The organism is Streptomyces sp. bgisy159, assembly GCF_965341775.1.
Classification (GTDB): domain Bacteria; phylum Actinomycetota; class Actinomycetes; order Streptomycetales; family Streptomycetaceae; genus Streptomyces.
On the sequence record NZ_CBDQZH010000003.1, the window covers coordinates 52,549 to 79,520 of the forward strand.

24 protein-coding genes are annotated in these 26,972 nt (G+C 72.4%); 9 read left to right on the forward strand and 15 right to left on the reverse strand.

Translation table 11 applies throughout. The annotated features are described in order from the left end of the window. Positions 1-131: 131 nt before the first annotated feature. On the forward strand, positions 132-1,025 hold the full coding sequence (locus ACSLTV_RS04150; RefSeq protein WP_432139283.1) for an ATP-grasp domain-containing protein: 894 nt from the start codon (positions 132-134) through the stop codon (positions 1,023-1,025). On the opposite strand, the gene ACSLTV_RS04155 is transcribed toward ACSLTV_RS04150, so the two are convergent. After that, positions 1,000-1,536 carry a hypothetical protein gene (locus ACSLTV_RS04155; RefSeq protein ID WP_432157984.1) on the reverse strand — a complete coding sequence of 179 codons (537 nt, stop codon included), beginning with the start codon at positions 1,534-1,536 and terminating at the stop codon, positions 1,000-1,002. The two genes, ACSLTV_RS04150 and ACSLTV_RS04155, sit on opposite strands and share 26 nt — an antisense overlap. 196 nt (positions 1,537-1,732) lie before the next feature. Here ACSLTV_RS04155 and ACSLTV_RS04160 point away from each other — a divergent pair, with 196 nt between their 5' ends. Together ACSLTV_RS04160 and ACSLTV_RS04165 are read left to right on the forward strand one after the other, a co-directional pair. Continuing rightward, positions 1,733-2,506: an IclR family transcriptional regulator gene (locus tag ACSLTV_RS04160; RefSeq protein ID WP_432139282.1), complete on the forward strand. Its 774-nt coding sequence runs from the start codon at positions 1,733-1,735 to the stop codon at positions 2,504-2,506. Then, positions 2,503-3,351: an SMP-30/gluconolactonase/LRE family protein gene (locus ACSLTV_RS04165; protein WP_432139281.1), complete on the forward strand. Its 849-nt coding sequence runs from the start codon at positions 2,503-2,505 to the stop codon at positions 3,349-3,351. The genes ACSLTV_RS04160 and ACSLTV_RS04165 overlap by 4 nt, the downstream gene beginning before the upstream one ends. Before the next feature lie 135 nt (positions 3,352-3,486). Here ACSLTV_RS04165 and ACSLTV_RS04170 read toward each other — a convergent pair whose 3' ends face one another. From ACSLTV_RS04170 to ACSLTV_RS04180, 3 genes are all read right to left on the reverse strand, one after another. Continuing rightward, positions 3,487-4,911: an NAD(P)/FAD-dependent oxidoreductase gene (locus ACSLTV_RS04170; RefSeq protein ID WP_432139280.1), complete on the reverse strand. Its 1,425-nt coding sequence runs from the start codon at positions 4,909-4,911 to the stop codon at positions 3,487-3,489. Positions 4,912-5,051: 140 nt separating this feature from the next. After that, positions 5,052-6,326: a DUF6545 domain-containing protein gene (locus tag ACSLTV_RS04175; RefSeq protein WP_432139279.1), complete on the reverse strand. Its 1,275-nt coding sequence runs from the start codon at positions 6,324-6,326 to the stop codon at positions 5,052-5,054. Continuing rightward, the gene (locus ACSLTV_RS04180; RefSeq protein ID WP_432139278.1) at positions 6,323-6,895 is read right to left on the reverse strand and encodes a toxin-antitoxin system, toxin component family protein; all 573 of its coding nucleotides are present in this window, start codon (positions 6,893-6,895) and stop codon (positions 6,323-6,325) included. The genes ACSLTV_RS04175 and ACSLTV_RS04180 overlap by 4 nt, the downstream gene beginning before the upstream one ends. 251 nt (positions 6,896-7,146) lie before the next feature. On the opposite strand from ACSLTV_RS04180, the gene ACSLTV_RS04185 reads away from it, so the two are divergent. Together ACSLTV_RS04185 and ACSLTV_RS04190 are read left to right on the forward strand one after the other, a co-directional pair. Further along, complete coding sequence (locus ACSLTV_RS04185) at positions 7,147-8,670, forward strand: alpha-N-arabinofuranosidase (protein WP_435611647.1); 1,524 nt, start codon at positions 7,147-7,149, stop codon at positions 8,668-8,670. 173 nt (positions 8,671-8,843) lie between these two features. Beyond that, positions 8,844-9,503: a DUF4360 domain-containing protein gene (locus ACSLTV_RS04190; protein ID WP_432139276.1), complete on the forward strand. Its 660-nt coding sequence runs from the start codon at positions 8,844-8,846 to the stop codon at positions 9,501-9,503. Between the two features lie 101 nt (positions 9,504-9,604). On the opposite strand, the gene ACSLTV_RS04195 is transcribed toward ACSLTV_RS04190, so the two are convergent. From ACSLTV_RS04195 to ACSLTV_RS04235, 9 genes are all read right to left on the reverse strand, one after another. After that, the gene (locus ACSLTV_RS04195; protein ID WP_432157975.1) at positions 9,605-10,378 is read right to left on the reverse strand and encodes a GNAT family N-acetyltransferase; all 774 of its coding nucleotides are present in this window, start codon (positions 10,376-10,378) and stop codon (positions 9,605-9,607) included. Positions 10,379-10,821: 443 nt separating this feature from the next. Beyond that, positions 10,822-12,609, reverse strand: coding sequence for a pyridoxal phosphate-dependent aminotransferase (locus ACSLTV_RS04200; RefSeq protein ID WP_435611648.1), 1,788 nt, complete (start codon positions 12,607-12,609; stop codon positions 10,822-10,824). A gap of 119 nt (positions 12,610-12,728) precedes the next feature. Continuing rightward, positions 12,729-13,877: an aldose epimerase family protein gene (locus ACSLTV_RS04205; protein WP_432139273.1), complete on the reverse strand. Its 1,149-nt coding sequence runs from the start codon at positions 13,875-13,877 to the stop codon at positions 12,729-12,731. Positions 13,878-13,932: 55 nt separating this feature from the next. Then, positions 13,933-15,174, reverse strand: a complete 1,242-nt coding sequence (gene mmsB, locus ACSLTV_RS04210) for a multiple monosaccharide ABC transporter permease (RefSeq protein ID WP_432139272.1) — start codon at positions 15,172-15,174, stop codon at positions 13,933-13,935. Next, positions 15,171-16,721, reverse strand: a complete 1,551-nt coding sequence (mmsA, locus tag ACSLTV_RS04215; protein ID WP_432139271.1) for a multiple monosaccharide ABC transporter ATP-binding protein — start codon at positions 16,719-16,721, stop codon at positions 15,171-15,173. Before mmsA ends, mmsB begins: the two co-directional genes overlap by 4 nt. A 32-nt stretch (positions 16,722-16,753) precedes the next feature. Continuing rightward, positions 16,754-17,860 (reverse strand): multiple monosaccharide ABC transporter substrate-binding protein, encoded by a 1,107-nt coding sequence (gene chvE, locus ACSLTV_RS04220; RefSeq protein ID WP_432139270.1) that lies wholly within the window; start codon positions 17,858-17,860, stop codon positions 16,754-16,756. A gap of 144 nt (positions 17,861-18,004) precedes the next feature. Continuing rightward, positions 18,005-18,973, reverse strand: coding sequence for a hypothetical protein (locus ACSLTV_RS04225; RefSeq protein ID WP_432139269.1), 969 nt, complete (start codon positions 18,971-18,973; stop codon positions 18,005-18,007). A gap of 119 nt (positions 18,974-19,092) precedes the next feature. After that, on the reverse strand, positions 19,093-20,097 hold the full coding sequence (locus tag ACSLTV_RS04230; RefSeq protein ID WP_435611649.1) for a zinc-dependent alcohol dehydrogenase: 1,005 nt from the start codon (positions 20,095-20,097) through the stop codon (positions 19,093-19,095). Further along, positions 20,094-21,257 (reverse strand): mandelate racemase/muconate lactonizing enzyme family protein, encoded by a 1,164-nt coding sequence (locus tag ACSLTV_RS04235; protein WP_432139267.1) that lies wholly within the window; start codon positions 21,255-21,257, stop codon positions 20,094-20,096. The genes ACSLTV_RS04230 and ACSLTV_RS04235 overlap by 4 nt, the downstream gene beginning before the upstream one ends. 225 nt (positions 21,258-21,482) lie before the next feature. Here ACSLTV_RS04235 and ACSLTV_RS04240 point away from each other — a divergent pair, with 225 nt between their 5' ends. Both ACSLTV_RS04240 and ACSLTV_RS04245 read left to right on the forward strand, forming a co-directional pair. Next, complete coding sequence (locus ACSLTV_RS04240; protein ID WP_435611650.1) at positions 21,483-22,493, forward strand: SCO2400 family protein; 1,011 nt, start codon at positions 21,483-21,485, stop codon at positions 22,491-22,493. Positions 22,494-22,727: 234 nt separating this feature from the next. Then, a complete protein-coding gene (locus ACSLTV_RS04245) occupies positions 22,728-23,879 on the forward strand; it encodes a serine hydrolase domain-containing protein (RefSeq protein WP_432139265.1) in 1,152 nt (383 codons plus the stop codon). Positions 23,880-23,945: 66 nt separating this feature from the next. Here the strand turns inward: ACSLTV_RS04245 and ACSLTV_RS04250 are convergent, their stop codons facing one another. Next, positions 23,946-24,365: an organic hydroperoxide resistance protein gene (locus tag ACSLTV_RS04250; RefSeq protein WP_432157978.1), complete on the reverse strand. Its 420-nt coding sequence runs from the start codon at positions 24,363-24,365 to the stop codon at positions 23,946-23,948. A gap of 97 nt (positions 24,366-24,462) precedes the next feature. Continuing rightward, positions 24,463-25,461 (reverse strand): NADP-dependent oxidoreductase, encoded by a 999-nt coding sequence (locus ACSLTV_RS04255; RefSeq protein WP_432139263.1) that lies wholly within the window; start codon positions 25,459-25,461, stop codon positions 24,463-24,465. A 90-nt stretch (positions 25,462-25,551) separates the two neighbouring features. On the opposite strand from ACSLTV_RS04255, the gene ACSLTV_RS04260 reads away from it, so the two are divergent. After that, positions 25,552-25,989, forward strand: a complete 438-nt coding sequence (locus ACSLTV_RS04260) for a MarR family winged helix-turn-helix transcriptional regulator (protein ID WP_432139262.1) — start codon at positions 25,552-25,554, stop codon at positions 25,987-25,989. Between the two features lie 123 nt (positions 25,990-26,112). After that, on the forward strand, positions 26,113-26,946 hold the full coding sequence (locus ACSLTV_RS04265) for an EI24 domain-containing protein (RefSeq protein WP_435611651.1): 834 nt from the start codon (positions 26,113-26,115) through the stop codon (positions 26,944-26,946). Positions 26,947-26,972 lie beyond the last annotated feature (26 nt).

Here is a 26,972-nt window from a genome sequence, read left to right on the forward strand (position 1 = left end):
CGACGACGGACACCACCCTTCCTACCCCGGCCACCGGGCCGGTGCGGCGGCCGGGGCCCTTCCGACCGGTCTACGCGGGAAGGGCCTTAACCTGCCGGGAGTCTGCCCACACCTTCGAGGAGGCCCCCGTCGTGCCCCGGATAGCGCTCGTCACCTATGACCCCGGGCCGCGGCCCCACCGCGACACCGACCTGCCGCTGCTGACGCGGGAACTCACGGCGGCCGGGGCCGCGGTGGACACCGTGGCCTGGGACGACGCCGGTACCGACTGGGCCGCCTACGACCTCGCCGTGCTCCGGTCCACCTGGGACTACAGCTGGCGGGCGGCCGAGTTCGGGCGGTGGCTGGAGCGGGCCGGGAAGCTCACCCGGCTCGCCAACCCGGTCGGGGCGGTGCGCTGGAACGCCGACAAGCGCTACCTCGGGGAGCTGGCCGACGCCGGCGTGCCGACCGTGCCCACCCGCTACCTCGCGCCCGGCGACCCCGCAGACCTCCCCGCCGACCACGAGTTCGTGATCAAGCCGACGTCGGGTGCCGGAGCCCGGTTCGCCGCCCGGTACCCGCCCGAGCGGCACGACAGCGCCGTCCGGCACCTGGCGCGCCTGCACGCCGAGGGGTTCACGGCGATGGTGCAGCCCTACGTCCGGGACATCGACGTCAGCGGTGAGCGGGCGCTGCAGTTCTTCGGCGGGAGCCTGCTGCACGCCAGCCGCAAGGGCGCCGTCCTCGCGCCGGACACGCCGTACGACGCCGACAAGGTGCCGCACCCCGATCTGCGGGTCTGGCAGCCGACCCCGGCCGAACTCGCCGTTGCCGAGAGGGCGCTGGCGGCCGTGCCCGGTGGCCCGGAGCTGCTGTACGCACGCGTCGACCTGGTCGACGGCCCGGACGGGCAGCCCCGGCTGATGGAACTGGAACTGATCGAGCCCAACCTGTTCCTCGGGCTGCACCCGGGGTCGGTGCCGGCGGTCGTCGCGGCGATCCTCGCCGCGGCCGAGGCTACGGCGGGCCCGCGGCGCCGCTGACCGCCGTGCGCTGCAGCAGCCCCCAGGTGAACTCGGCGACCACCTCCCGCGGCACACCGTCCGCGTCCGGCGCGGCGAACGCCAGCCCCCACCGGGTGGGGGCGGTGCCCTCCAGGGGGCGGGCCGGTGCGAAGGCGCGGGCGGCCTCGTCGACCGTGCACGACCAGGGGGTCAGGTCGGCGAGGGTGCGCAGCACGGGGCCGGGTGCGCCCGGGGCGCGGACCAGCCACTCGTTCCAGACGGCTCCGCCGGGCCCGCGGAGCACCTCGAACCGCAGGTCCGGCCAGAGCGGCACGGGCCACTGCCAGGCCTCGCAGTCGAGGTCGCCGATCCGGCGGGGCGCCGTGGACTCGGGGGCGCCGAGCACGGAGCGGTAGCGGGAGGCGGCGGCGCGGGCGCGCGGGGAGCGGACCATGGCCTGCCACCGCTTGTTGGCGTCCCGCATCTCGGCGATCGACACCCCCAGGCGGCGGCGGGCGTCCGCCACCAGCTCCGGGTTGTGGTCGGCCATGCGGCGCAGCAGGACGAGCTGGAAGTCGGCCTCGGTGAACACACCGCCGAGCCTACGGTTCCCCGGCCATTGCCCGCTCCGACGCTCTATGACTAGCCTGTGTTCGTCATTCCGATCGCCAGTTGAGATTTCGAACGATCTCTGACCTGCACGCGATCTGCGACCGATACGCGATCTTCAAGGGAGGGGGCCGGCCGTGGGACGCCTCGTACCTGCCGTTACCCGGGCTCTGGACATCCTGGAGCTGTTCCTCGACGGGGACGGGACGCTCTCCGCCCCCGACATAGTGCGTCGGCTCCAGCTGCCCCGCACCACCGTGCACGAACTGGTCACCACGCTCGCCGCCCGGTCCTACCTGGTGCCCGTCCCCGGCCAGCCGGGGCGCTACCGGCTCGGTGTCCGTCCCTACCAGCTGGGCAGTCGCTACGCCGAACAGCTGGACCTCGCCGCCGAGGGCCAGCAGGTCGCCCGGTCCGTCGCCGAGACCTGCGACGAGACGGTCCACGTGGCCATCCTCGAAGGCACCGACGTCATCTACATCGCCAAGGTCGACTCCACGCACGCGGTGCGCATGGTGTCGGCGGCGGGCCGTCGCCTGCCCGCGCACTGCACGTCCGTCGGCAAGATGCTGCTGGCCTCCCTTCCCGAGGCGGAACTCGCGGCACGCATCCCGGACGGCGCCGAGCTGGTCGCCATGACCCCCAACAGCATCACCGACGTCGGCGCGCTGCGCGAGACCCTTGCCGAGATCCGCAGGCGCGGGCTCGCGGTGGAGAACCGCGAGTCCAACCCGGACGTCAGCTGTGTGGCCGCGCCGGTGCGCGACCGCACCGGTCAGGTGGTCGCCGCGCTGTCCATCTCGGTGCCGATGATCCGCTGGAGCGAGGAACGGCGCGGCGAGCTGGAGCAGCTGGCCGCCAAGGGCGCCGCCGAGCTGTCCGAGCACCTCGGCCACCGGAGCCCGGTGTGAGCGGGCCGGTGTACGAGGTCGCGGTACGCGCCGAGGCGGAGCTGGGGGAGGGGCCGACCTGGGACCCGGTCCGCGGGCGCCTGCTGTGGCTGGACATCCTGGGCGCGCGCGTCCACACGTACGACCCCGTGACGGGGCGGCGCACCGTCCGCACGACGGACCAGCACGTCGGCGCCGTCAAGCCCGGCGCGGACGGCGGCCTGGTCCTCAACCTGCGCGACGGAGTGGCGCTGCTCGGCCCCGACGACTCCCTGCGCTGGCTGCACCACGAGCCGGTGCCCGGCCGTCGCGCCAACGACGCGGCGGTCGCCCCGGACGGTGCGCTGTGGGCCGGCACCATGCGGTACGACGAGGCGCCGGGCGGGGGGACGCTGTCCCGGCTCACCGCCGACGGCACCGTCGAGACGGTCCTCGACGACGTCGCCGTCAGCAACGGCATCGGCTGGAGCCCCGACGGCCGCCTCATGTACTACATCGACTCCCCGACCCGCCGGGTGGACGTCTTCGACCACGACGGGGGCCGCGTGGCGAACCGCCGGCCCTTCGTGGAGGTCGAGACGGGCGAGGGCTTCCCCGACGGACTCACGGTCGACGCGGACGGCTGCGTGTGGGTGGCGCTGTGGGACGGCGGGGCGGTACGCCGCTACACGCCGGGCGGCGCGCTGGACCGGGTGATCGAGCTGCCCACCCCGCGCGTGACCGCCTGCGCCTTCGGCGGTCCCGGCCTCACGGACCTGTACGTGACCACGGCCCGGGTGGGCCTGGACGCCCCGCACCCCGTGGCCGGGTCGCTGCTGGTGGTCCCGGGTGCGGGGCGGGGCGTCGCCCAGCCGGCCTTCGGCTGACCGGGCGTACGGATGCGGCCGCCGGTGTGGGTGAGCGGTCGAGGGTGACCGGTCGCGGGACTCCCGCACCCCGGGCGGGTTCCGCCGGCCCGCGGGCGGTCGGGCCGGGGGCGGTCGGGCCGCGGGCGGGTCACGCTATTGGAGTCCCGCCCGCTTCAGCTCCTCCGCCGTCAGCGGCGGTTCGGTGAGTGGGGGCTTCAGGGGGCCGACGGCCGCGGCCAGCAGCATGCCCGGGGCCGCCAGGGTCGGTGCCGGCCGTTCCAGGGACGTCACGTCCGTCACCCGGCGGGCGATACGGCCGTTGCCGGTCGCCGTGTACAGCAGGCGCCCCACGTAGGCGGCGAGTGCCCGTTCCCGGAGGGTGGGGCCGTTCTCCGTGGCGCCGGGGTAGAACACGTCCATGCCGATGGCGAGGTCCCAGGCGGCGGAGGCCGGCCGGGCCACCGCCTTCTGGACGCGCCGGGCCAGGCCGGGTGACCCCAGCCCGTGGCGCCGCACCACCTCGCGCAGTGCCAGCGCGCCCTGCGCGGCGACCGACATCCCGTGCCCGTAGACCGGGTTGAGGGCGCACGCCGCGTCCCCGACCACGGCGAAGTTCTCCGGCCAGGTCCGCATCCGCTCGTAGAACAGCCGCCGGTTGGCGGTCGTCCGGGTGAACGCCACCTCGGTCAGCGGCTCGGCCCGCCCGATCAGGTCGGCGATCACGGGATGGCGCAGCTCCGCACGGGCGAACCGCGCGAAGTCCCCGGTGTCGGCGCTGGGTTCGCCGCCCCGGGTCCCGAACAGCGTGACCAGCCACCGCCCGTCCTCCACCGGCAGCAGCACCCCGCCGCGCCCCGGCTCACCGGTCCTCGGGTCGGGCTGGACGTTGACCACGGGGAACGCCTCGCGCGCCGCCTCCGGCGCCCGGAACAGCCGGCTCGCGTAGGCGATGCCGGAGTCCACCTCGCGGCGGCGCGGTTCGGGCAGCCCCAGCCCGGTCAGCCACCGCGCGGCGCGTGAGCCGCGTCCGGTGGCGTCGACGACGAGGTCGGCGTCCAGCACCCGCTCCCGGCCGCCGGCGCCGTCCCCGCCCGCCGGCCCGATCCGCACGCCGGTCACCGCAGCGGCCGTACCCGTGAGCGCGCGTGCCTCCGTGCGCTCCAGGACCTCGACGCGGCCGTCGGCGAGCACGGCGGCCCGGACCGTCGCGTCGAGCAGATCGCGGCCGGCCAGCAGCACGTGGTGGGACTCGGCCCACCGCCGGTACCAGCCGTAAGGCGACAGCGCGACCATGTCGGTGGTGACGGCCAGGCGCCGCACCCCGGCCTCGCGCAGCCGGTCGGTGATCCCCGGCACCAGCTCGGCGAGGGCCAGTGCCCCGCCGGACCACAGCTGGTGGGCGTGGCGGGCCTGGGGCAGTCCCCGGCGCGGCTCGGCCCCGTCGGGCAGCGTGTCGCGCTCCACCACGGTCACCCGGCCGACGACGTCCGCGAGGGCGCGGGCGACGAGCAGGCCGGCGAGGGAACCGCCGAGGACGACGGCGGTGGTGGGGCGGCCGGTCGCGGACCGCCCGTGCATGGGACTCTCGGACGTCAGACGCTCGGACGTCAGACGCCCGGGAGCGGGATTTTCGGGCGTGGGACGCTCGGGGTTGGCACTTTCGGCCGTGGCACTTTCGGCTGTGGAACGCTCGGGCGTGGGACTCTCGGACGTGGGACTCATGAACGCCAAACGCTGCTCTCTGCTGCCGGGGCCTGCTCATCAGGCGCTGCTGGGGCGGCTGCGTGGGCGCGGACGGCAGCCAGGTCGTCGGGGGCGCGCAGAGCCCGGGAGACCGCCCCGATCTCCTGGAGCAGATCCGTGGTGTCGGGCCGGACGGACCCCCCGCCGTCCGGTGTGCGGATCTTGCGGGCGGCGGCGTCCTGGACGGCCACGGCGGCGGCCAGCGCCTTCGCCCGGGGCTCCGGGAAGCCGAGCCGCAGGGCGGCGGCGTAGGCGCGCCGCAGCTGGTCCTCGTCGATGTGCCGGGCCAGCGCCAGCAGCACGTCCCGGATGTAGGTCTCACGGCGGATCAGCCGCAGTTCGGGCGTGGCGCGCAGGGCGAACGGGATGCCCGTGCCGTTGACCGTCCGCGTCAGCACGTACAGCGGGCGCAGCGCGCGGTGGGCCGCCCGCACCCGCCACCGGTCGTGCAGGAACTGGCCGGCGTGCGGCAGGATGAAGCCGGCCGCGACGAGGATCGCGGACAGGCAGGCGGCGAGCGGGGCCAGGTCGGTGCTCAGCCAGTCGAGGTCGCGCCCGGCCCACCGGGCCGCCACGGCGGTCAGCTTGAGCCCGTCGAAGACCAGGTTGAGGCCGTAGCCGATGACCAGGAAGACCAGCCCGGAGCGCAGCCAGGCGTCGAGCCCGTCGGTGCGCACCCAGTTCCAGATCAGCCGCGAGGTGATGAGGACGGCCACGCAGTGGGCGAGGAGGTAGAGCAGGATCTCCTCGCGCATGAACGGGGTGGTCGCGTAGTAGGTGTCGAGGTCCCGCAGCCGTTCCTCGGGCGCGTCCGCGAGGAAGAACAGCACCCACAGCGCGACGATCACCGCCGAGTAGCTGCTGATCACCCAGCGCATCGCGCGGCGGGTGTCGGGGGAGCGCTCGGACAGGCCGTTGCGCCAGGCGATGATGAGCAGCAGACAGGACCCGCAGAACGCCGTGAGCAGCGAATAGCACCAGGGCGCCGAGATGTTGGGCACGCCGGTGACCCGGTTGGTCCAGGCGATGGTCGTGGGCGCCACGAACACGAAGACCGCGCAGGCCAGCAGCAGCAGTCCGCCCACGGCGCGCAGCAGCGGGTCCCGCCACAGGCGGATGATGGTCGGCAGCTTGATGGCGAGCGCCACGCACAGCACGGCGGTCGGGATCCAGAAGGAGATGGCGAACCGGCCGAGCGGTGCGGCGGCGCCGGCGGACGCCAGCGCCGACGGGAGGAGGGTGTGGGTCACCGGGCCGCGCCCCCGCGCCCGCGGTAGCCCAGCGACCGCTGGACCCGGTGCGCGGCGTCCGGCCCGGCGTCGCCCGGCCCGCGCGGATACGTCCGTACGGAGGCCGCCAGCAGGTGTCCGAAGGTGTCGGCCTCGGCCTCGTCGGCCGCCCGGGAGCCGTTGCGGGCGGCCACCGTGAGGGCGACGTCCGGCCAGCCGGGCCGGGTGGCCAGCGCGTCGGCGGCGGCCGCGTGGTGGTGGCGGTGCCCGGCGTGCAGGTGCCACAGCTCATGGCCGAGGATGACCAGGCGCTGCACCTCTTCCGCCCGCTCCTCGACGATCACCAGGTCGAAGTCCTGGAACTCCACCCACAGCCCCGTCACGTCGAGTTCGTCGGGGAAGCGCTCGAAGCGCAGCTCTACGGGCCGCCCGCCGCGCAGGGCGCCCATCGCCGCGCACAGCGCCCGGCACAGCTCACCCATGTCGCCCGGCGGCCGGGGCAGGTCCCGCAGCCCGGCGGTGAGTTCGCGGGTCAGCGCGCGCATGGCCGGGCCGGTACGGGCCCGCCGCAGTGCGCCCGCGATGTCCATCAAGTCCCCCTTCTCGCCGTCCGGCGCCGGCCTGTTCGAGGTTACGCGGCAAGCCGGGGCCGCGTCACGGGTGTGTGAAAACCCGACGACCGTGGAGGCCGTGGTGGGAAGCGCTGCCGGAAGTCCTGCGGTGAGCATTGACGTCCGGCCGGATCGAATCTACGGTCCCGTTCGAAGTTACGGGCGAGATCCGATATCTCGAACCAACGTGCGTGACCCTTCGTCGCAGACCCACCACCCGGAAGGACACCATGCGAACCGCCCGCTTCACCCTCGACCCCGCCTTCAAGGTCGGCGAGGTCGACCCCCGCCTCTTCGGCTCCTTCGTCGAGCACCTCGGCCGCTGCGTCTACACCGGCATCTACGAGCCGGACCACCCGGCCGCCGACGACAACGGCCTGCGCACCGACGTCCTCGACCTGGTCCGGGAACTCGGCGTGACCGCGATCCGCTACCCGGGCGGCAACTTCGTCTCCGGCTACAAGTGGGAGGACTCCGTCGGCCCCGCCGAGGCCCGCCCCCGCCGGCTGGACCTCGCCTGGCACTCCACGGAGACCAACCGGTTCGGCCTGTCGGAGTTCATGGACTTCCTGCGCAAGGCCGGCCCGCAGGCCGAGCCGATGATGGCCGTCAACCTCGGTACGCGGGGCGTCGCCGAGGCCCTGGAGCTCCTGGAGTACGCCAACCACCCGGCCGGCACGGCCCTGTCCGACCTGCGCGTCACGCACGGCGACAAGGATCCCTTCGGGATCCGGCTGTGGTGCCTCGGCAACGAGATGGACGGCCCGTGGCAGACCGGGCACAAGACGGCCGAGGAATACGGCCGGCTGGCCGCCGAGACCGCCCGCGCGATGCGCCAGATCGACCCGCGCGTCGAGCTCGTCGCCTGCGGCAGCTCCGGCCAGTCCATGCCCACCTTCGCCGCGTGGGAGGCGACGGTCCTGCAGGAGACGTACGACCTCGTCGACCACATCTCCCTGCACGCCTACTACGAGCCGCACGACGGCGACGTCGACTCCTTCCTCGCCTCGGCCGTCGACATGGAGTCCTTCATCGAGAACGTCGTGGCGACCTGCGACCACGTCGGCGCCCGCCTGAAGTCCAAGAAGCGGATCAACCTCTCCTTCGACGAGTGGAACGTCTGGTACCAGTCGCGGTGGGAGGACCACGCCGAGGCCCACGACCCCGACGACTGGCCGGAGGCCCCCCGCCTCCTGGAGGACAACTACAGCGTCACGGACGCGGTGGTCTTCGGCTCCCTGCTCATCGCCCTGCTCCGGCACGCCGACCGCGTGACGGTCGCCTGCCTCGCCCAGCTGGTCAACGTCATCGCGCCCATCATGACCGAGCCGGGCGGCCCGGCCTGGCGTCAGACCACCTTCTTCCCCTTCGCGCAGGCGTCGAGGCACGGCCGGGGCGAGGTGCTCGACGTCCGCGTCGACTCACCGACGTACCGGACGGCGAAGTACGGCGAGACGGACCTGCTGCACGCCACGGCGGTCCGCGCCGAGGACGGCACGGTCACCGTGTTCGCGGTCAACCGCGGCCGCGGCGAACCGCTCCCGCTGGAAGTGGTGCTCGGCGATCCGCGCCTCACCCGGGTCGTCGAGCACACCGCCCTCGCCGACGCCGACCCGGACGCCCGCAACACCCTCGCCGACCCGGAGCGCGTCACCCCGCACCCGGTCCCCGGCACCACCCTGACGGACGGCACCCTCAAGGCGACGCTGGAGCCGCTGTCCTGGAACGTGATCCGGCTGGGGCAGATGCTGTGAAACACACGGTGTGAATGGCTGGAGTTGCCCCTGACCCCCACCGGCCGGGGCTCTCTACGATGCCCAACGCTCCCTGCCTTCACAGGATCCCCACGGATCCCGGTGGATCTCCACGGGTCCCGTGCGGCCGGGAGCGCAACCAGCCACCCCCCACTCACACCCTGGGAGAGCCCATGACCGGTGGACTCCTGCTGAGCGGCACCCTCGCCGCTCTGCTCACCACGGCGGTGACCTCCGCGCCCGCCTCCTCACCCGTGTTCGACGACCCGCCCCCGGACCGCATCGTCATCGACATCGCCACGGTGAACGGCTCCGGCTGTCCCGCCGGGACGGCCGCCGTCGCCGTCTCCGAGGACAACACGGCGTTCACGGTCACCTACAGCGACTACCTCGCCCAGGCGGGCGGCAACTCCTCCCCGACCGCCTTCCGCCGGAACTGCCAGCTCAACCTGGTCGTCCACGTCCCGCAGGGCTTCACCTACGCCATCGCCAGCGCCGACTACCGCGGCTTCGCCGCGCTCCAGCAGGGCGCCAGCGGAACCCAGCGGGCCTCGTACTACTTCCAGGGCTCGTCCCAGACGGCGTTCCGCAGCCACGTCTTCAACGGCCCCTACAACGACAACTGGCAGGCCACCGACACCACCGACTGGGCCCAGCTCGTCTGGGCCCCCTGCGGAGTGCTGCGCAACTTCAACATCAACACAGAGCTGCGGGTCAACGCGGGCACGACCGCCGCGGACAAGGTCAGCTTCATGACCATGGACTCCACGGACGGCGACATCAGCACCGTCTACCACATGGCCTGGAAGGAGTGCCCGGGCAAGACGGGCTGACACCGGCCCCGGCGAGCCGAGCGGACCCGCTCGGCTCGCCCTCAGCGGCCTTCGTGGCGCCCACGGCAGGGGATCCGGCTCCCGGGCTCCCGAGCCGACGGTCAGTCGGGAACGGAACCGGACACCGCCGCCCGCAGGATCACGTACAGCCGCTTCCCGCGCGGCCGGAACCCGACCCGTTCGTAGACCCGGCGCGAGCCCTCGCCCGAGTACTCCAGCCAGACCGAGCGGTTGCCCCGGTCGAACATGGTCCGGGCGAGCGTCGCCGTGACCGCGGCGGCCGTGCCGCGGCCCCGGAACGCGGGGCGCGTGCCCACCCCGGCCAGTTCGGACGTGCCGACGGCCGGCGCCGAGCACATCGCCGCGCCCGCGCAGCCGCCGCCGGGGGAGCGGACGTAGCGGACCGCCCCGCCGCCCTGCTCGGTGCGGCGCAACCGGGCCGCGCCCTCCGCGGAGGCGGGGAACTCGCCGCCGAACGCCTCGGCGAGGGCGGCGTCGATCGCCAGGTAGTCGGCGTCGCTGCGCGGGGCGATCACCTCCGGGCCGTCGTCGGGCGCGGTCAGCGTGTCCGGGGTGCAGATCAGGTACTCGTGCACGGCCTCGGTCGTGAACCCGGCCCGGCGCAGGGCGGGTTCGACACACGGGGCGGCGTTCGGGGCGAACTCCAGCCGGGGGGTGAGGCCGCGCTCGCGGAACGCCCCGATCAGCGCGGTGACGTCCCGGTCGGTGGGGTCGGCGCCGGGCAGCGGCGAGGCGTAGTTGATGTGGGGGCTGGTGGTCGCGGGGTCGAACCCCACGACGAAACCGCCGACTTCGGCCACCTCGGGGCGGCGGCGCAGGTTGGCGACGGCGAAGGTCTGGACGTCGATGTCCACGGTGGTGATGTCCTCACGTGACGCGAAAGGAAGGATGCGCGAGCGATCGAGTGATGCGGCCGCCGTGAGGAGGCGGAACAGAGCCAGGGCACCTCAGCGCCGACGGCGGCCGCTGCGGGACGCCGGGACCATCGGCTTCAGTCCTTCGGGGAGGTAGGGGCGCCGGGCGGCGCCTTCCGGGAGATCGAGGTCGCTGGACTCTCCCACACCGCCCGCCGTGCGCACAACGGCATTTCGGGGGTCCGGGGACCACCGGAGTTTCGAGAGTTTCGAAAGAAGGCGGGTGTTGGGCAGGGCGCGGTCCCACGGGCCGGTCCGCCCGCCCGCTCCCGCCGCCGGGAACTCCTTCCGGGCGGCGACGAGGCGGTCTGAGCGAGGCGGTCCGGGGACGGCGATCCGGGGACGGCGGGCAGGACGGCGTACCCGCCGTCCTCGGCCCTCGCTCAGGCGCCCGCCGCGTTCGGCCAGCTGCCCGCGTTGGGCCAGCCGGTCGCCGGGGCCGGAGTCAGCCCGTCGGTGCCGCGCACCTGCGCGGCGGTGAGCCCGCCCCGGGCCGGCACGCCCGGCGGGGTGGGCCCGGACAGCGGCACCTGGGCGGCGGTCATGGCCGGTACGGGGGTCATCTGCGCGGCCGGGGCCAGACCGGCCGCCGGGGAGGCCCCCGGCGCCATGGCGGCCGCCGGGGCGGCGAGCGGGGCGGGAGCAGGGGCCGGCGCCGGGGGCGGGAACGTCTGTGCCGCCGCCGGCATGGGCACCCCGGCACCGATGGACGGGGGCGAGGCGGGCGCCGGGGCCGGAGGCGGGGCCGCGGCGGCCGGGACGGGAGCTGGAATCGGGGCAGGAGCAGGAGCAGGAGCAGGAGCAGGAGCAGGAGCAGGAGCCGGGGACGGGGCAGGGGTGGGCGTGGGGTAGGGGGAGGCTCCGGCCGGTGCGGGCGCCGCCGCGGCCGCCGGCAGGGGCAGGCCGGGGCCGGAACCCGGGGCCGTGGCGCCGGCGTCCGGCGCGGCGAGGCCGCGCAGGCCCGCGCCGTTCGTGGCGCCGACCAGGCGGTCCACCGCCGCCGTGCCCGAGCTGTAGCTGGTCCCGGTGCCCAGCTCGGGCACGGCGGCTCCCCTCCTGGTCTCGTAGAGCACCTGCTCCAGGCCGGACACCAGGCGACGCACGTCCACCTGGGGGCGCACCACGAGCCGCAGGAAGCGACTGGACGAACCGATCTTGTTGCCGCACTCGCGGACCAGGATCCGGTGCTCGGTGAGCAGCCGGTCCCGCACCACGGTGCCCTCGGCGCCGACGGGCAGGCGCACGAAGAGGAAGTTGCCCTGGGAGGGGTAGACCGTCAGACCGGGCAGTGCCGACAGCTGGGCGGTCATGTCCAGCCGGTCGCGGCGGATCTGCTGGAGGCTCTGCGCGTACTCGGGTCCGTGCTCGCGCAGCATGAACACCACGTGCTCGGCGAAGGAGTTCAGGTTCCACTTCGGCAGCATCGAGCGGATCCGCCCGGCGAGGGCCGGATTGGCGACGAGGTAGCCGAAGCGCACGCCGTGCAGCCCGAAGTTCTTGCCGAGGCTGCGCAGCACGATCACGTTGGGCCGGATCATCGCCTCCTGGACGACGCTGGGCTCGGCCTCCGCGTCGGCGAACTCCAGGAACGACTCGTCGACGACCACCAGGTCCAGGTCGGTCATCGCGTCCATGAACTGCACGACCGACCGCTTGGGCAGGAAGCCGCCGTCGGGGTTGTTCGGGTTGCAGATGACCGCCGCCCGGGTCCCCCGGCTGCGGATGAACTCGGCGTACTGGGCGAGGTCCAGGGCGAAGCCGCTGGACTCCTGCAAGGGGAACATGTCGACCCGCTTGCCGGTCTCCATCGGCTGGTCCGTCCACCGGCCGAACGTCGGCACGGGGACGGCGACGGACTCCCGGACCAGCAGATGGTCGATCCAGGTGATCAGTTCGGTGGACCCGTTGCCCATCGCCACGGCCTGCGGCGGCAGCTGAAGGAGGTTGCACAGCTCGGCCGTGATGGTGTCGGCGCCGCTCGGGTAGTACGTGACGATGTCGCGCAGGCGGGCCGCCATGGCGTCCCACATCTGCGGGGTGGGGAAGTAGGGGTTGACCGGGATGCAGAAGTCGATCGGGCCGGAGCCGTCGCCCGCCGCCCGCGTCAGCGCCGCCATGGACGGGCTGTGCGCCGCGGTGCCGCGGAACAGCGAGGTGACGTTGTCGGCCATGGAACCTCCGGTTCTGGGTGGCCCGCGCGGGGGAGCGCGGGCCACCGGTCTATACGGAGGCCGGTGTGACGCCGTTCAACTCACCGGTCGACTCATATGACGAATCGCTGACTTCTGGCTCAGCGGCTGAACGAATGGACCGTCGTCGAGCGGTAGGTCTGCCCAGGCCGCAGCACGGTGGTCGGGAAGTGCGGCTGGTTCGGCGAGTCCGGGAAGTGCTGGGTCTCCAGGCACAGCGCGTCGCCCTGCCGGTAGATCCGACCGCCGGAGCCGACCAGCGTGCCGTCGAGGAAGTTGCCCGAGTAGAACTGCAGGCCCGGCTCGGTGGTGGCGATGCGCAGGGTGCGGCCGGAGGACGGGTCGCGGAGGGTGGCGACCCACTCCGGGCGCGGCGAGAGGCCCTTGTCGAGGACCCAGTTGTGGTCGATGCCCTTGCCGTACAGCAGCTGCTGGTGGGCCTCGCGCAGGTCCTCGCCGATGCGCTTGGCGCGGCGGAAGTCGAACGGGGTGCCCGCGACCGGCGCCAGTTCGCCGGTGGGGATCAGGCCCGAGTCGACCGGCGTGTAGCGGGAGCCGGCGATCTTCAGCTGGTGGTCCTCGACGGTGCCGCTGCCCTCGCCGGCCAGGTTCCAGTAGACGTGGTTGGTGAGGTTGACGACGGTGGCCTTGTCGGTGGTGGCCTCGTAGTCGATCCGCCAGTCGCCGTGCCGGGTGAGGGTGTACGTCACCTTCGTCCTCAGCGTGCCCGGGTAGCCCATCTCGCCGTCGACCGAGGTGTAGTGCAGGTGCAGGCCGACGTCGGAGCCCTTGGTGAACGGCTCGACGTCCCACACCCGCTTGTCGAAGCCCTTGGCGCCGCCGTGCAGGCTGTTGTCGCCGTCGTTGACGGACAGCTGGTACGCGGTGCCGTCGAGGGTGAACCGGCCCTTGCCGATCCGGTTGCCGTAGCGGCCGATCAGCGCGCCGAAGTACGGGCTGGAGGCGACGTAGTCCTCGATGGTGTCGAAGCCGAGGGAGACGTTGGCGTGGCAGCCGCGCCGGTCCGGGATCTCCAGGGACTGCACGATGCCGCCGTAGGACAGCACCCGCATCCGGGTGCCGCCGTTGGCCAGCGACCAGCTGTACACCTTGGTGCCGTCGGCGAGGGTGCCGAAGAGGGTCTTCACCGGGGTCCGGCCGCCGTGGGCGTGGGCCGTGCCGCCGAGTGTGGTCGCGGCGAGCCCCGCCGCCGCCGCGCCCGCGATGACCGTGCGTCTGTTCAGTTCCATGTAGCGGCTCCTGAGGAGGAAGGGCCCCGCCGTCTCCGGCGGGGCCCGAGCTGACTTACGAACCGGACTTGCGCTTGTTCCACACGTCGAAGCCGACCGCCGCCAACAGGGCCAGGCCCTTGATGACCTGCTGCCAGTCGGAGCCGACGCTGAGGAGGTTCATGCCGTTGTTCAGCACACCGAGGACCAGACCGCCGATGATCGCGCCGAGGACGGTGCCGACACCGCCGCTCATGGACGCGCCGCCGATGAACGAGGAGGCGATGGCCTCCAGTTCGTAGTTCAGGCCGGCCTTCGGGGAGGCCGCGTTCAGCCGGGCGGCGATCGCCAGACCGGCCAGGGCCGCGAGCGCGCCCATGTTCATGAAGACGAGGAAGGTGACCTTCTTGTCCTTCACACCGGACAGCTTGGCCGCCGGCAGGTTGCCGCCGATGGCGTAGATGTGGCGGCCGAAGACGGAGTTGCGCATGACGTAGCCGTAGCCGACCACCAGCACGCCGAGGATCAGCAGCAGGATCGGGGCGCCCTTGTAGCTGGCGAGCAGCAGGGTGATCGTCAGGACCGAGGCGATGATGATCGTCAGCTTGAGCAGGAAGAGGTTGAGCGGGGTGACGTCCAGCGTGAACTCCTGCTGGCGCCGGCGGTCCCGGACCTCCTGCAGCACCACGAAGACGATCACGGCGAGGCCGAGCAGCAGGGTGATGTTGTGGTAGTTCGTGTTCGGGCCGGCCTCGGGCAGGAAGCCGTTGCCGATCTTCTGCAGGCCGCCGGGGAACGGGCCGAGGGTCTGGCCCTCCAGCAGGATCTCCGTGAAGCCGCGGAAGATCAGCATGCCCGCGAGGGTGACGATGAAGGACGGTATGCCGAGATAGGCGACGAAGAAGCCCTGGGTGGCGCCCGCCACCGCGCCCATGGCGAGGCAGAGCACGACGGCGACCGGCCAGGGCACGCTGTGCTCGACGGTCAGCACGGCGGCGAACGCGCCGATGAACGCGGTGACCGAACCCACCGACAGGTCGATGTGACCCGCGATGATCACCAGCATCATGCCGATCGCGAGGATCAGCACATAGCCGTTCTGCAGGACCAGGTTGGAGACGTTGCGCGGCAGCAGCAGCTGGCCGTCGGTCCAGACCGCGAACAGGGCGACGATCAGACCGAGCGCGATCAGCATGCCGTACTGGCGCATGTTGCCGCGCAGGTTGGCCACGACCAGCTGCAGCAGGCCGGTGCCCGCCGGACCGTCGTCCCTGCCCGGCGGGGCCGACGCCGGCATCTTGGTCAGTTCGGTGCTCATCGCGTTACCTCTTTGTCCTTCGTCATCTGGCGCATCAGCACTTCCTGCGTGGCCTCGGCCCGGGGCACCTCGCCCGTCAGCCGCCCGGCGGACATGGTGTAGATGCGGTCGCACATGCCGAGCAGTTCGGGCAGTTCGGAGGAGATGAAGACGACCGCCTTGCCTTGCGCGGCCAGTTGGTCGATGACCGTGTAGATCTCGTACTTGGCGCCGACGTCGATGCCGCGGGTCGGCTCGTCGAGGATCAGCACGTCGGGACCGGCGTGGATCCACTTGCTGAGGACGACCTTCTGCTGGTTGCCGCCGGACAGCTTGCCCACCGGCTCGAAGACGGTCGGCGCCTTGATGTTCATGGACTTGCGGTACTCCTCGGCGACCTGCCGCTCCGCGTGCTCGTCGACGATCCCCCGCCTGGCCACCTTGCCGAGGGCCGTCAGCGAGATGTTGCGGTTGATGGTGTCGATGAGGTTGAGGCCGTAGTGCTTGCGGTCCTCGGTGGCGTAGGCGATGCCGTGCCCGACCGCCTCCGCGACGCTCCGGATGCGGATCTCCCGGCCGTCCTTGAGGACCGTGCCGCCGGCGTACCGGCCGTAGCTGCGGCCGAAGACGCTCATCGCCAGCTCGGTGCGGCCGGCGCCCATGAGCCCGGCGATGCCGACGATCTCGCCGCGCCGCACCTGGAGCGACACGTCGTCGACGACCTTGCGGTGCTGGTCGATCGGGTGGTGCACGGTCCAGTTGCGGATCTCCAGCGCCGGGGCCGCGCCCTCCTCGGGGTGGTGCGGCGTGCGCTCGGGGAAGCGGTGTTCCAGGTCGCGGCCGACCATGCCGCTGATGATCCGGTCCTCGGTCGTCTCCGGCGCCTTGACGTCCAGCGTCTCGATGGTCTGTCCGTCGCGGAGGATCGTCACCGAGTCGGCGACCCGGCGGATCTCGTTGAGCTTGTGGGAGATGATGATCGAGGTGATGCCCTGGGTCTTCAGTTCCAGGATCAGGTCGAGGAGCTTGCCGCTGTCCTCGTCGTTGAGCGCCGCCGTCGGCTCGTCGAGGATGAGCAGCTTCACCTTCTTCGACAGCGCCTTGGCGATCTCCACCAGCTGCTGCTTGCCCACGCCGATGTCGGCGACGCGGGTCTCCGGGTGGTCGTCCAGGCCGACCCGGCGCAGCAGTTCGGTGGCGTGCCGCAGGGTCTCGCGCCAGTTGATGAAGCCGCCCTTGGCGTGCTCGTTGCCGAGGAAGATGTTCTCCGCGAGGGAGAGGTAGGGCGACAGCGCCAGCTCCTGGTGGATGATGACGATGCCGTGCTGCTCGCTCGCCCGGATGTCCCGGAAGCGGACGACCTCCCCCTCGAAGAGGATGTCTCCCTCGTAACTGCCGTGCGGATGGACGCCGGAGAGCACCTTCATCAAGGTGGACTTGCCGGCGCCGTTCTCCCCGCAGATGGCGTGGACCTCGCCCTGCCGGACGGTCAGGGTGACGTCCGACAGCGCTTTGACACCGGGAAAGGTCTTGACGATCGAGCGCATTTCCAGGACGGGTCCCGCCATGGTCGTGCCTTCCAATCCGTAAGGGCCGACGCTTACTTGAGCTGGTCCGCCGTGTAGTAGCCGCCGTCGACCAGGACCTGGGTGTAGTTGGTCTTGTCGACGCTGACCGGCTTCAGCAGGTAGGCGGGGACGACCTTGGCGCCGTTGTCGTAGGTCTTGGTGTCGTTGGTCTCCGGCGTCTTGCCGTTGAGCGCCGCGTCGACCATGTTCGAGGCGACCTTGGCCAGCTCGCGGGTGTCCTTGTAGACGGTCATCGTCTGCTCGCCCGCGATGATGGACTTCACGGAGGCCAGCTCGGCGTCCTGACCGGTGACGACCGGCAGCGGCTTGGAGCCGGAGCCGTAGCCGTCCGACTTCAGCGCCGACAGGATGCCGATGGAGATGCCGTCGTACGGCGACAGCACCGCGTCGACGCGGGCGCTCTGGTACGACTTGGTGAGGATGTCGTCCATGCGCCGCTGGGCGGTGGCGCCGTCCCAGCGCAGCGTGGTGACCTGGTTGATCTCGGTCTGGCCGGACTTGACGACGAGCTTCTTGCTGTCGATGTACGGCTTCAGGACGCTCATCGCGCCGTTGAAGAAGTACTTGGTGTTGTTGTCGTCGTTCGAGCCGGCGAACAGCTCGATGTTGAACGGGCCCTTGCCGTCCTTCAGGCCCAGCTTGTCGACGATGTAGTTCGCCTGGAGCTCGCCGACCTTGCTGTTGTCGAAGGAGGCGTAGTAGTCGACGTTCGGCGTGCCGAGGATGAGGCGGTCGTACGCGATGACCGGGATGCCGGCGTCCTTCGCCTGCTTGAGGACGTTGTTGAGCGACTTGTTGTCGATCGCGGCGACGATCAGCGCCTTGACGTTCTGCGTGATCAGGTTCTCGATCTGGGAGACCTGCTGGTCGGGGTCGTCCTCGCCGTAGACCAGCTTGGTCTCGTAGCCCTTGGACTCCAGGTCCTTCTTGACGTTGTTGCCGTCGGCGATCCAGCGCTCGGAGGACTTGGTCGGCATCGCGATGCCGATGGTGCCGCCCTTGGCGGACCCCTTGTCCTCCTTGCTGCCGCCCTCGCTGTTCTGGCCGCAGGCGGTCAGGGTGAGCGCGAGGGAGGCGGCTCCGGCTATGGCGGCGAGGGCGGCTCTGCGAGTACGCATGATCATCATCCTTGATGTGGGTGGGGCGGGGTTCGGTCCGGGTGGTTCGGGGGCTGTCGGAGGGCCGGGCGGGAGGACCGAGGTGGCGTGTGTGGGATTGTGTTGGGCTGCGTCTGCTTTTGTGAAGCCGTGGTGTTCGAAACGTTATGCGGACGTTTCGAAACGCCTCAGCTCGCCCGGCCTGCGGGACCCGAGCGGCGCCATGTCGCCGTCGGCTCCGTGCCTGGCCAGCAGGTCCAGCGCCAGCCGGCCGCGCCGCACCCGCTCCTTCGCGGTGGACAGCGTCAGCTCGCGCATGTGGTGGCCGTACGGATAGATCCCCGGGGCCTTGGACAGGCCGAACTTCAGGTAGAGCGGGGAACCCCGCCGGATCAGCTCGGCGACCTCGTACATCCGGACATATCCGCCCAGATCGTCGGGTGCCTCGATGTACATGTCCATGGGCGCCGCGGACACCCTGCGGATCTCCGTGAGGTGGTCCAGCGTCAGATCGCTGGGCACGTTGATCGAGTCACCGCCGAGTCGTTCGTAGACGGCGAAGGACGCCGGGTTGACCGGCCCGATGAGCGCGGACACCTTGAGCGTGGTGTCCGCCGGCAGGATCCCGGCCGCCCGCGCCCGGTGCAGCGTCCACAGCACGCCCTCGTCGGCGACCAGGAGGCACTGGACGCCCAGCTCGGTCGCCCGGACCGCGTCCTCCACGCAGCCGGCCACGGCGTCGTGGCCCCGGGCGCGCAGCCCGGCCCCGCGTGAGTCGGTGCGCACCGATGCGCCGGTGTCCCAGGTGCCGCGCGGCCCGGTGAACAGGCAGAGCTCGATGTCCCGCTCGCCGGTGGCCTCCACCATCTCGGTGATCTCGGCATCGGTGAGCATCCAGACGCCGCTGCCCTGGCTGATCCGGTGGATCGGCACGTCGAGCCGCGAGGCTTCCTTGAGGACGACGGCCAGCGCCTCGGGGCCCTCGCACGAGGGGATCTCGGTGCGCCAGCGGCCGCCGCCCGGGAAGGAGTGGGGCGAGGCGTCGGCGGGGTCGAGGGCGGGCCCGCCCAGGCCGAGCGCGGCGAGCGCCTGCTCGCCGGGCCTGCGGGCTGCCGTAACGGGAGCGTCGGTCACAGGGTGTCCTTAGTGTTCGATATATCGGACGAGGTTCGCGGCTCAGGGTGCGGGGGGCTACGGAGGGGGCCGGCGCGGGCGCCGGGCTGTCGGGCGGGCGGCCCCGCGCGGGCGTGCGGCTAGGGACGCAGCAGTACCTTGCCCACCTTCGGATCGCCGGACCCCACCAGCTCGATGGCCTCCGAGAACTCGGCCAGCGGCAGCTCGTGGGTGACCAGCGGCAGCGGATCGAGCAACCCGGCGGCGAACACCCGTACCGTGTGCGACCAGGCATCCGGCGGCGCCCCGAAGACGGTGTGCACCTCCAGCTGCCGTACGACGAGATCGGTCGGGTCCAGACCCTCCGCGCCCGGCGCCGGGATGCCGGTCAGCACCAGCCGCCCGCCGCGCCGCAGCAGACCGGCGGCGGTCCGCGCCGCGGAGGCCGACCCGGCGGTCTCGACGACGACGTCGAAGTCGCCCGGCAGTTCCTGGTCCCTGGTCCGGAAGTCCGTCGCGCCGAACCGCCGGGACAGCGCCTCCCGGTCCCGCCGGGTGCCCACCACCAGCAGCTCGGCGGGCGAGCCCGCCCGCAGGAACTGCACGGCGAACATGCCCAGCGTGCCGGTGCCCACGACCGCGACCCGCTCGCCGGGCCGGGCGCCCGCCCTGAGCGCGGCGGCCGCGATGCAGGCGGCCGGTTCCAGCAGCGCGGCGGCGGTCAGGTCGGCGTCGTCCGGCAGCACGTGCAGCAGCCGGGCCGGCAGGGTCAGCGTGGCGGCCATGGCCCCCGGCTGGGTGAACCCGGTCTCCTCGTAGCCGTCCGTGCACAGCGTGGTCTCGCCGGCGTGGCAGCGGTCGCACACCTGGCAGTTGCGGAAGCCCTCGCCGACCACCTTGCGGCCCACCAGCGAGGCCGGCACCCCGGCGCCCACCGCCCGTACCGTCCCGGACCACTCGTGGCCGGGCGTCAGCGGGTAACGGACGTACCCCTCGGGCCGGTTGCCCTGGTACACCTCGCGGTCGCTGCCGCAGATCCCCACCGCGTGGACGCCGACCAGCGCCTCGCCGGGGCCGGGCTCGCGCGGGGTGTGTTCGACGAGCCGGTGCTCGCCGGGCGCCTCGACCAGGACCTCGGAGCTCACTTGGTGCCCTTCGGCTTGCGCTGCTCCCAGCCCTCGGCCCACAGGTCGAACCGGGCCTGCTGCTGCGGGAACTCGGCCGCCGCGTCGACGTCCAGCTCGACGCCGAGGCCCGGCGCGTCGGAGAGGTGGAAGCAGCCGTCCTCGGGGTCCACCTGCGGGGCGCCCTTGACGACCTTCTTGATCTCCGCGTCGGCGAAGTCGTTGAAGTGTTCGAGGACCTTGAAGTTGGGCGAGGTGAAACCGACCTGGAGGGAGGCGGCGGTGAGCACCGATCCGCCCACGTTGTGCGGGGCGACCAGCATGTAGTGGGTCTCGGCGGTGGCGGCCAGCTTGCGGGTCTCCCAGATGCCGCCGATGTGGCCGACGTCGGGCTGGATGATGTCCACGGCCTGGCTCTCGAAGAGCTCGCGGAACTCGATGCGGTCGTGGATGCGCTCGCCGGTGGCGACCGGGACGTCCACCTTCGCGGCGACCTTCTCCAGCGCCTTGAGGTTCTCCGGCGGGCAGGGCTCCTCCAGCCAGGCCGGCTTGAACGGTGCCAGCTCCTTGGCCAGCCGGACGGCGGTGGCGGGCGAGAACCGGCCGTGCATCTCCAGCATCAGCTCGGCGTCCGGCCCGATGGCGTCGCGCACGGCCTCGATCAGCGAGACGGCGTACAGGGTCTGCTCGTGGTCCAGCTCGAAGTGCCCGGTGCCGAAGGGGTCGATCTTGAGCGCCCGGTAACCGCGCTCCATGACCCCCTGGGCGGCCTTGTGGTAGGCCTCCGGGGTCCGCTCGGTGGTGTACCAGCCGTTGGCGTACGCCTTGACCTTGTCGGTCACCTTGCCGCCGAGCAGCTGCCACACCGGCACGCCCAGCGCCTTGCCCTTGATGTCCCAGCAGGCCATCTCGATGACGGCGATGCCCGACATCACGATCTCACCCGCACGGCCGTAGTCGCCGTACTTCATCCGGCGGACCAGGTCTTCCAGGGCGAACGGGTCGGAGCCCAGAATGTGGTTCGTCTCGGCCTCCCTGAGGTAGCCGATCAGCGCGTCGGTGTGACCCAGCATCCGGGTCTCACCGACGCCCGTGATGCCCTCGTCGGTGTGCACCTGGACATAGGTCAGGTTCCGCCAGGGGGTCCCGACCACATGAGTGCTGATTCCGGTGATGCGCACGGCAGTTGTCCCTCGCTGCTTCGTCGACGCTGTTCGAGATTTCGTCACACGTTCGAAATGCTGGCGTGACAGTAAGGATGGCGGGTGGGGGGTGTCAATGGGTCGAACACATAACGGTTTCGACAGTTTCGGCGGCATTACCCCGGCGGAGCCGATCGTTTCCCACACAACCTTCACAGGCGGCGCTAGGAACCCCGCCGGTCCGGAACTTAGTCTTCCCGCGTCATGGACTACTGCCACCCGTGCCGCAGGCACCTCAACGGCGCCCTCGCCTGCCCGGGGTGCGGCACCCCCTCCGAAGCGCTGCACGCGTACGCGCCCGAGTACGCGTACGCGTACGGAGAATCGCGGGGGGCGGGGTACGCGCAGGTGTCCCACGCGCAGGAGGCCCACCCGGCGGACGCGCCGAGGGTGCCCGCGCAGGCGGTGCGGGAGCCGGCCGCGGAGTACCCGGGCGACCGGTCCGGTACCGTGCCCGCCCCCGTCGACCCGGCGGCCCCCGCCCACGCGACCGCACCCACCGACCCCACCGCATCCACCGGTCCCACCGCTTTCACCGCCCCGACCGCAGCCGCCGCCCCGGCGGCCCCCGCCGATCCGGCCGTGTCCCCCCGCCCGGCCACGTCCGCCGGTCCGGACCCGGAAGGCCGGCCGGACCCGTCACCGGCAGCCGGAGGCGACGCGGAGCAGGACTGTGACGAGCCGCCCGGCCCCCGCGCCGCCCGGCGCGACCGCAAGGCCGCAGCACACCGAAGGCGCCGCCGCCGGGCCGCGCTGGTCGCCGCCGGCTTCGTGCTCGCGGCGGGCGGCCTCAGCCTGGCCGAACTCGGCATCGACGCACCGGGGTTCTCCTCCCCGAACCCGTCCACGAACGGCGGCGAGTCCGCCGAGATCGACGGCGACGACGCGACGGCCCCGGGCACCTCGCCCGGTCCGCAGGACAGCCCCCGGGACGCCGCCTCCGGAACCCCGGTCTCCGCCGGACCGTCCGCCTCCGACTCCGCGTCCCCCTCCGCCTCCGCCTCCGCCTCGCGCAGCGCCTCCGCGTCGCCGTCCGACGACTCCGGCGCGGACACCGGTGCGACGGCACCCGGCACCACCCCGACGGCTCCCGGTGCCACCGCGGGCCCCGCCCCGGACCCCACCCCCACCGCCGGCGACCCGCCCGCCTCGTCCCCGTCACCGAAGCCGTCCCCGTCGCAGACCTGCGACCGGTTCCTGTGGTGGTGCACCTGAACCCGGGCGTCCCCGCCCGCCGGCCTACGCCATCCGGGCTATCGGTGACACCAACGCCTCCTCGCCGCAGTTGAGTCGAACGGGTACACCTCGCCGTACCGATCTCAGACGGCTCACGACCTCGGCATGCCGGGCACCACCCAGGTGGGGGCGAGCCCCAGGGACGTGTCGGCGGGTCGCACAGGGTTTGATCATGATGGGACGCGCAAGCAGCGGTCTGGGTGAGGAGAGCGGATGGCAGAGCAGATCCACGGCACCGTGGTCGAGGGTTTCGAGGCGGTGCGAGAGGAGTTCGCCGCGTTCGTGGCGAGGGAACGGCCCGACTACGAGGGCCAGTTGTGCGCCTACGTACACGGCAGGCGGGTCGTCGACCTCTGGGCGGGGCAAGGGGTGGGACCCGACTCCCTGTACGGCGTCTTCTCGTCCACCAAGGGCGCCGCCCATCTGGTCGTCGCGCTGCTGGTCCAGGACGGCACGCTGGAGCTGGACCGCAGGGTGACGTACTACTGGCCCGAGTTCGCCGCCGAGGGCAAGGGCCAGCTGACCCTGCGCGACCTGCTCGCCCACCGCGCGGGGGTGGTGGGCGTGGACGCCGGATTCAGCCGGGAGGAACTGGCCGACGACCGGGCGCTGGCCGAACGGCTCGCCGACCAGCGGCCGTTCTGGCGTCCGGGCACCGCGTTCGGCTACCACGCGCTGGTCATCGGCGCGCTGTCCGGAGAGGTGGTGCGCCGGGCGACCGGCCGCACGCTGCAGGAGCTGTACGAGGACAGGGTGCGGGCGCCGTACGGCCTGGACTTCTTCCTGGGACTGCCGGCCGCGCACGAGCCGCGCTTCCGCTCCGTGCAGCCGATGGCGCCGACGCCCCGGCAGCGGGCGGAACTGGACGCGGTGCCGAGCGGCCCGCACACCCTGGGCTCGATCGCGTTCAACACCCAGGTGCCGGACCCGGCGGACCTGACGGACCACGCCAACTCCCGCACGGTGCGCGCCAAGGGACCGGCCTCGGCGGGCGGCGTCGCCTCCGCGCGCGGCCTCGCCGGGATGTACGCGGCGGCGATCGACGAGGTGGACGGGCGGCCCCCGCTGCTGAAGCCGGACACGGTCGCGGAGGTCGGGCAGATCCACTCGGTCGGGTACGACCTGGTCCTGCGGGCCCACAAGGCGTACGGCGTCGGCTTCCAGGCGACCGCCGAGACCTGGTACCCCTTCCTCGGTGCCGGCGCGTTCGGGCACAGCGGGGCCGGCGGCTCGCAGGCGTTCGCGGACCCGCGCAGCGGGCTGGCCTACGGGTACACCCGTCGCCGGACGGTGTTTCCCGGCGGGGCGGCACCGGAGAACGAACGGTTCGTGGCGGCGGTGCACCGGGCGGCGCAGGTCCGCTGACCGCGCACGGTGGAAGGCCGCACCCCACGTCCAAGGTGCGGCCTCCGTCGTACGCAACGAACGCGGTCAGGCGAGCGTCACGCTGATGTCGCCCCGCGTCGCCTTGGAGTACGGGCAGACCTGGTGGGCCTTCTTGACCAGGGTCCGGGCCGTCTCGGCGTCGACGTTCGGGATGTGCGCCGAGATCTCGACGACCAGGCCGAAGCCGTCGTCGTTCCTCCCGATGCCGACCTTGGCGGTGACGGTCGAGCCGGTGACGTCGGCGCCGTCCTGCCGGGCCACGACGCCCAGGGCACCCTGGAAGCAGGCGCTGTAGCCGGCGGCGAACAGCTGCTCCGGGTTGGTGCCGGCGCCGCTGCCGCCCATCTCGGCGGGCGGGTTCACGACGATGTCGAGCCTGCCGTCGTCAGTGGCGACGCGGCCGTCGCGGCCGTTCTCGGCGGTGGCTACGGCGGTGTACAGGACGTCGGACTGCTGAAGGGGCATGCGGTGGTCTCCTCCTCGGCCCGCCGCCGACTCGCGCCCACGATCGACGGCGGATTTCGGAAAGAACTTACCGCATGACGGAAAGATGGGGCCAGAGTCAGAGCTTGACGATCATCTTCCCGGTGTTGTCGCCGCGCAGGACGCCGAGGAACGCCTCCAGGGTGTTGTCGATGCCCTCGACCACCGTCTCGCGGTACTTCAGCGCACCCGAGGCGACCCAGGGGCCGACCTCCCGCACGAACTGCGGCTGCAGGTCGTAGTGGTCGCCGACCAGGAAGCCCTCGATGCGGCCGCGGGTCTGGATCAGCCGCGCGAGGTTGCGCGGGCCGGGCGCCGGCTCGGTGTTGTTGTAGACCGAGATCATGCCGCAGACCGCGATCCGTCCGCCCTCGTTGAGGGAGCCGATGGCCGCCTCCAGGTGGTCGCCGCCGACGTTGTCGAAGTACACGTCGACGCCGTCGGGGGCGGCGGCCCGCAGCTGCTCGCTCACCGGACCGTCCTTGTAGTTGAAGGCGGCGTCGAAGCCGTACTCCTCGACCAGCAGCTTCACCTTCTCGGCGGAGCCCGCGGACCCGATGACCCGGGAGGCGCCCTTGAGCCGGGCGATCTGGCCGACCTGGCTGCCCACGGCCCCGGCGGCACCGGAGACGAAGACCGAGTCGCCCTCCTTGAAGGCGGCGGTGCGCAGCAGCCCGGCGTAGGCGGTCAGGCCGGTCATGCCGAGCACGCCGAGGTACGTCGACAGCGGCGCGGCCTGCGGGTCGACCTTGACGGCGTGCTGGGCGTCCATCACCGCGTACTCGCGCCAGCCGGAGAAGTGCAGGACGTGGTCGCCGGCCGCGATGCCCTCCGCCTCGGAGGCGACGACCTCGCCGACCGCGCCGCCCTGCATCACCTTGCCCAGCTCGAACGGGGCGACGTAGGACTTGGCGGCGCTCATGCGGCCGCGCATGTACGGGTCGACGGACAGGTACCTGTTGCGCACCAGTACCTGGCCCGCGCCGGGCGCCGGGACCTCGGTCTCGACGAGGGCGAAGTCGTCGGGGGTGGGCCAGCCGACGGGACGGCTGAGCAGGTGCCACTCGCGGTTCTTCATGGGGGGAGCGCCTTCCGGTTTGCTTCAGTACCTGAAACAACCATGGAGGTGAATATTTCAGGTTGTCAAGTAAACGGTTATCCTGAAGCCATGGCCCCACCCCAGCAGACCCGTCGCCCCGACCCCCTGACCCTGGAGGTCGTCGAGCTCATCGGCGAGGTCGTGGCCCGCTACCACGCCGACTACGAGGAGGCCGCCGCCGGTCACTCCCTGACCGGCGCCCAGGCCAGGCTCCTCGGCCTGCTCTGCCTGGAGCCGCTGCCCATGCGCAAGCTGGCCCGGCGGCTCAAGTGCGAGCCGTCCAACGTCACCGGCATCGTCGACCGCCTGGAGGCCCGCGGCCTGGTCGAGCGCCGCCCGGACCCGGCCGACCGCCGTGTGAAGCTGGCCGCGGCGACGGCGGACGGCTGCCGCGTGGCACGGGAACTGCGCGAGTCCCTGCGCTTCGCCCGCGAACCGCTGGCCGGCCTCGACGACGGCGAACGCGAGGTGCTGCGCGGGCTGCTGCGGCGGATGCTGGACGCCTGAGCGGCGCCGCGTCGGCCCTACAGGCCCGCCCGGCTGCCGCGCCGTACGGGCCCGGTACAGCAGCGTCAGGTCACCCGGCGCCGCCGGCGGCGTCTCGAACAGCGCGCCGCTAGAGTTCCGTCCATGCGCGATCTCGGGGTGGGCTTCCGCCATCTGGTGGCCGGCCAGCGGTGGGTGACCCGGCACGGCAGGGCTTACGGGTTCGGGCTGCTGCCCGCCCTCATCACACTGGTGCTCTACTGTGCGGCACTGGTCGCGCTCGCCGTCTGGGGCGACGACCTCGTCGCCTGGGCGACGCCCTTCGCCGACGACTGGGCCAGCCCCTGGCAGGGCCTCTTCCGCGGCCTGCTCACCGCGGCGCTGTTCGTCCTCGGCCTGCTGCTCGCCGTCCTCACCTTCACCGCCGTGACCCTGCTCGTCGGCCAGCCCTTCTACGACGCCCTGTCCCAGGCCGTCGACCGCGACGTCTCGCCCGACGGCACCGCGCCCCAGTCCGGGCGGCCGCTCTGGCGCGAACTGTGGATCTCCGCCCGGGACAGCCTGCGGATCCTGGCGCGGGCCGGGCTGTGGGCGCTGCTGCTGTTCGCCGCGGGGTTCATCCCCTTCGCCGGGCAGAGCGTCGTACCGGTCGTCGGGCTCTTCGTCACCGGGTTCTTCCTCACCGAGGAGCTGACCGCGGTGGCCCTGCAGCGCCGACGCGTCGACCTGCGCGACCGGCTCGCCCTGCTGCGCGCCCGCAAGACCCTGGTCTGGGGCTTCGGCACGCCCCTGGCGCTCGCCTTCCTCGTCCCGTTCGTCGCCGTGTTCCTGATGCCGGGCGCCGTCGCGGGCGCCACGCTCATGGCCCGCGACCTGCTCGGCGAGGAGACCGGGGAGCCCGAGGACGCCGGCGACGGCACGGACGGCGACGACCGCGACAGCCCGCCCACGCTCACGAAGGATCACTCGCCCTGGTGACCGGGGTGCCCGCGTAGCCGTCGTCA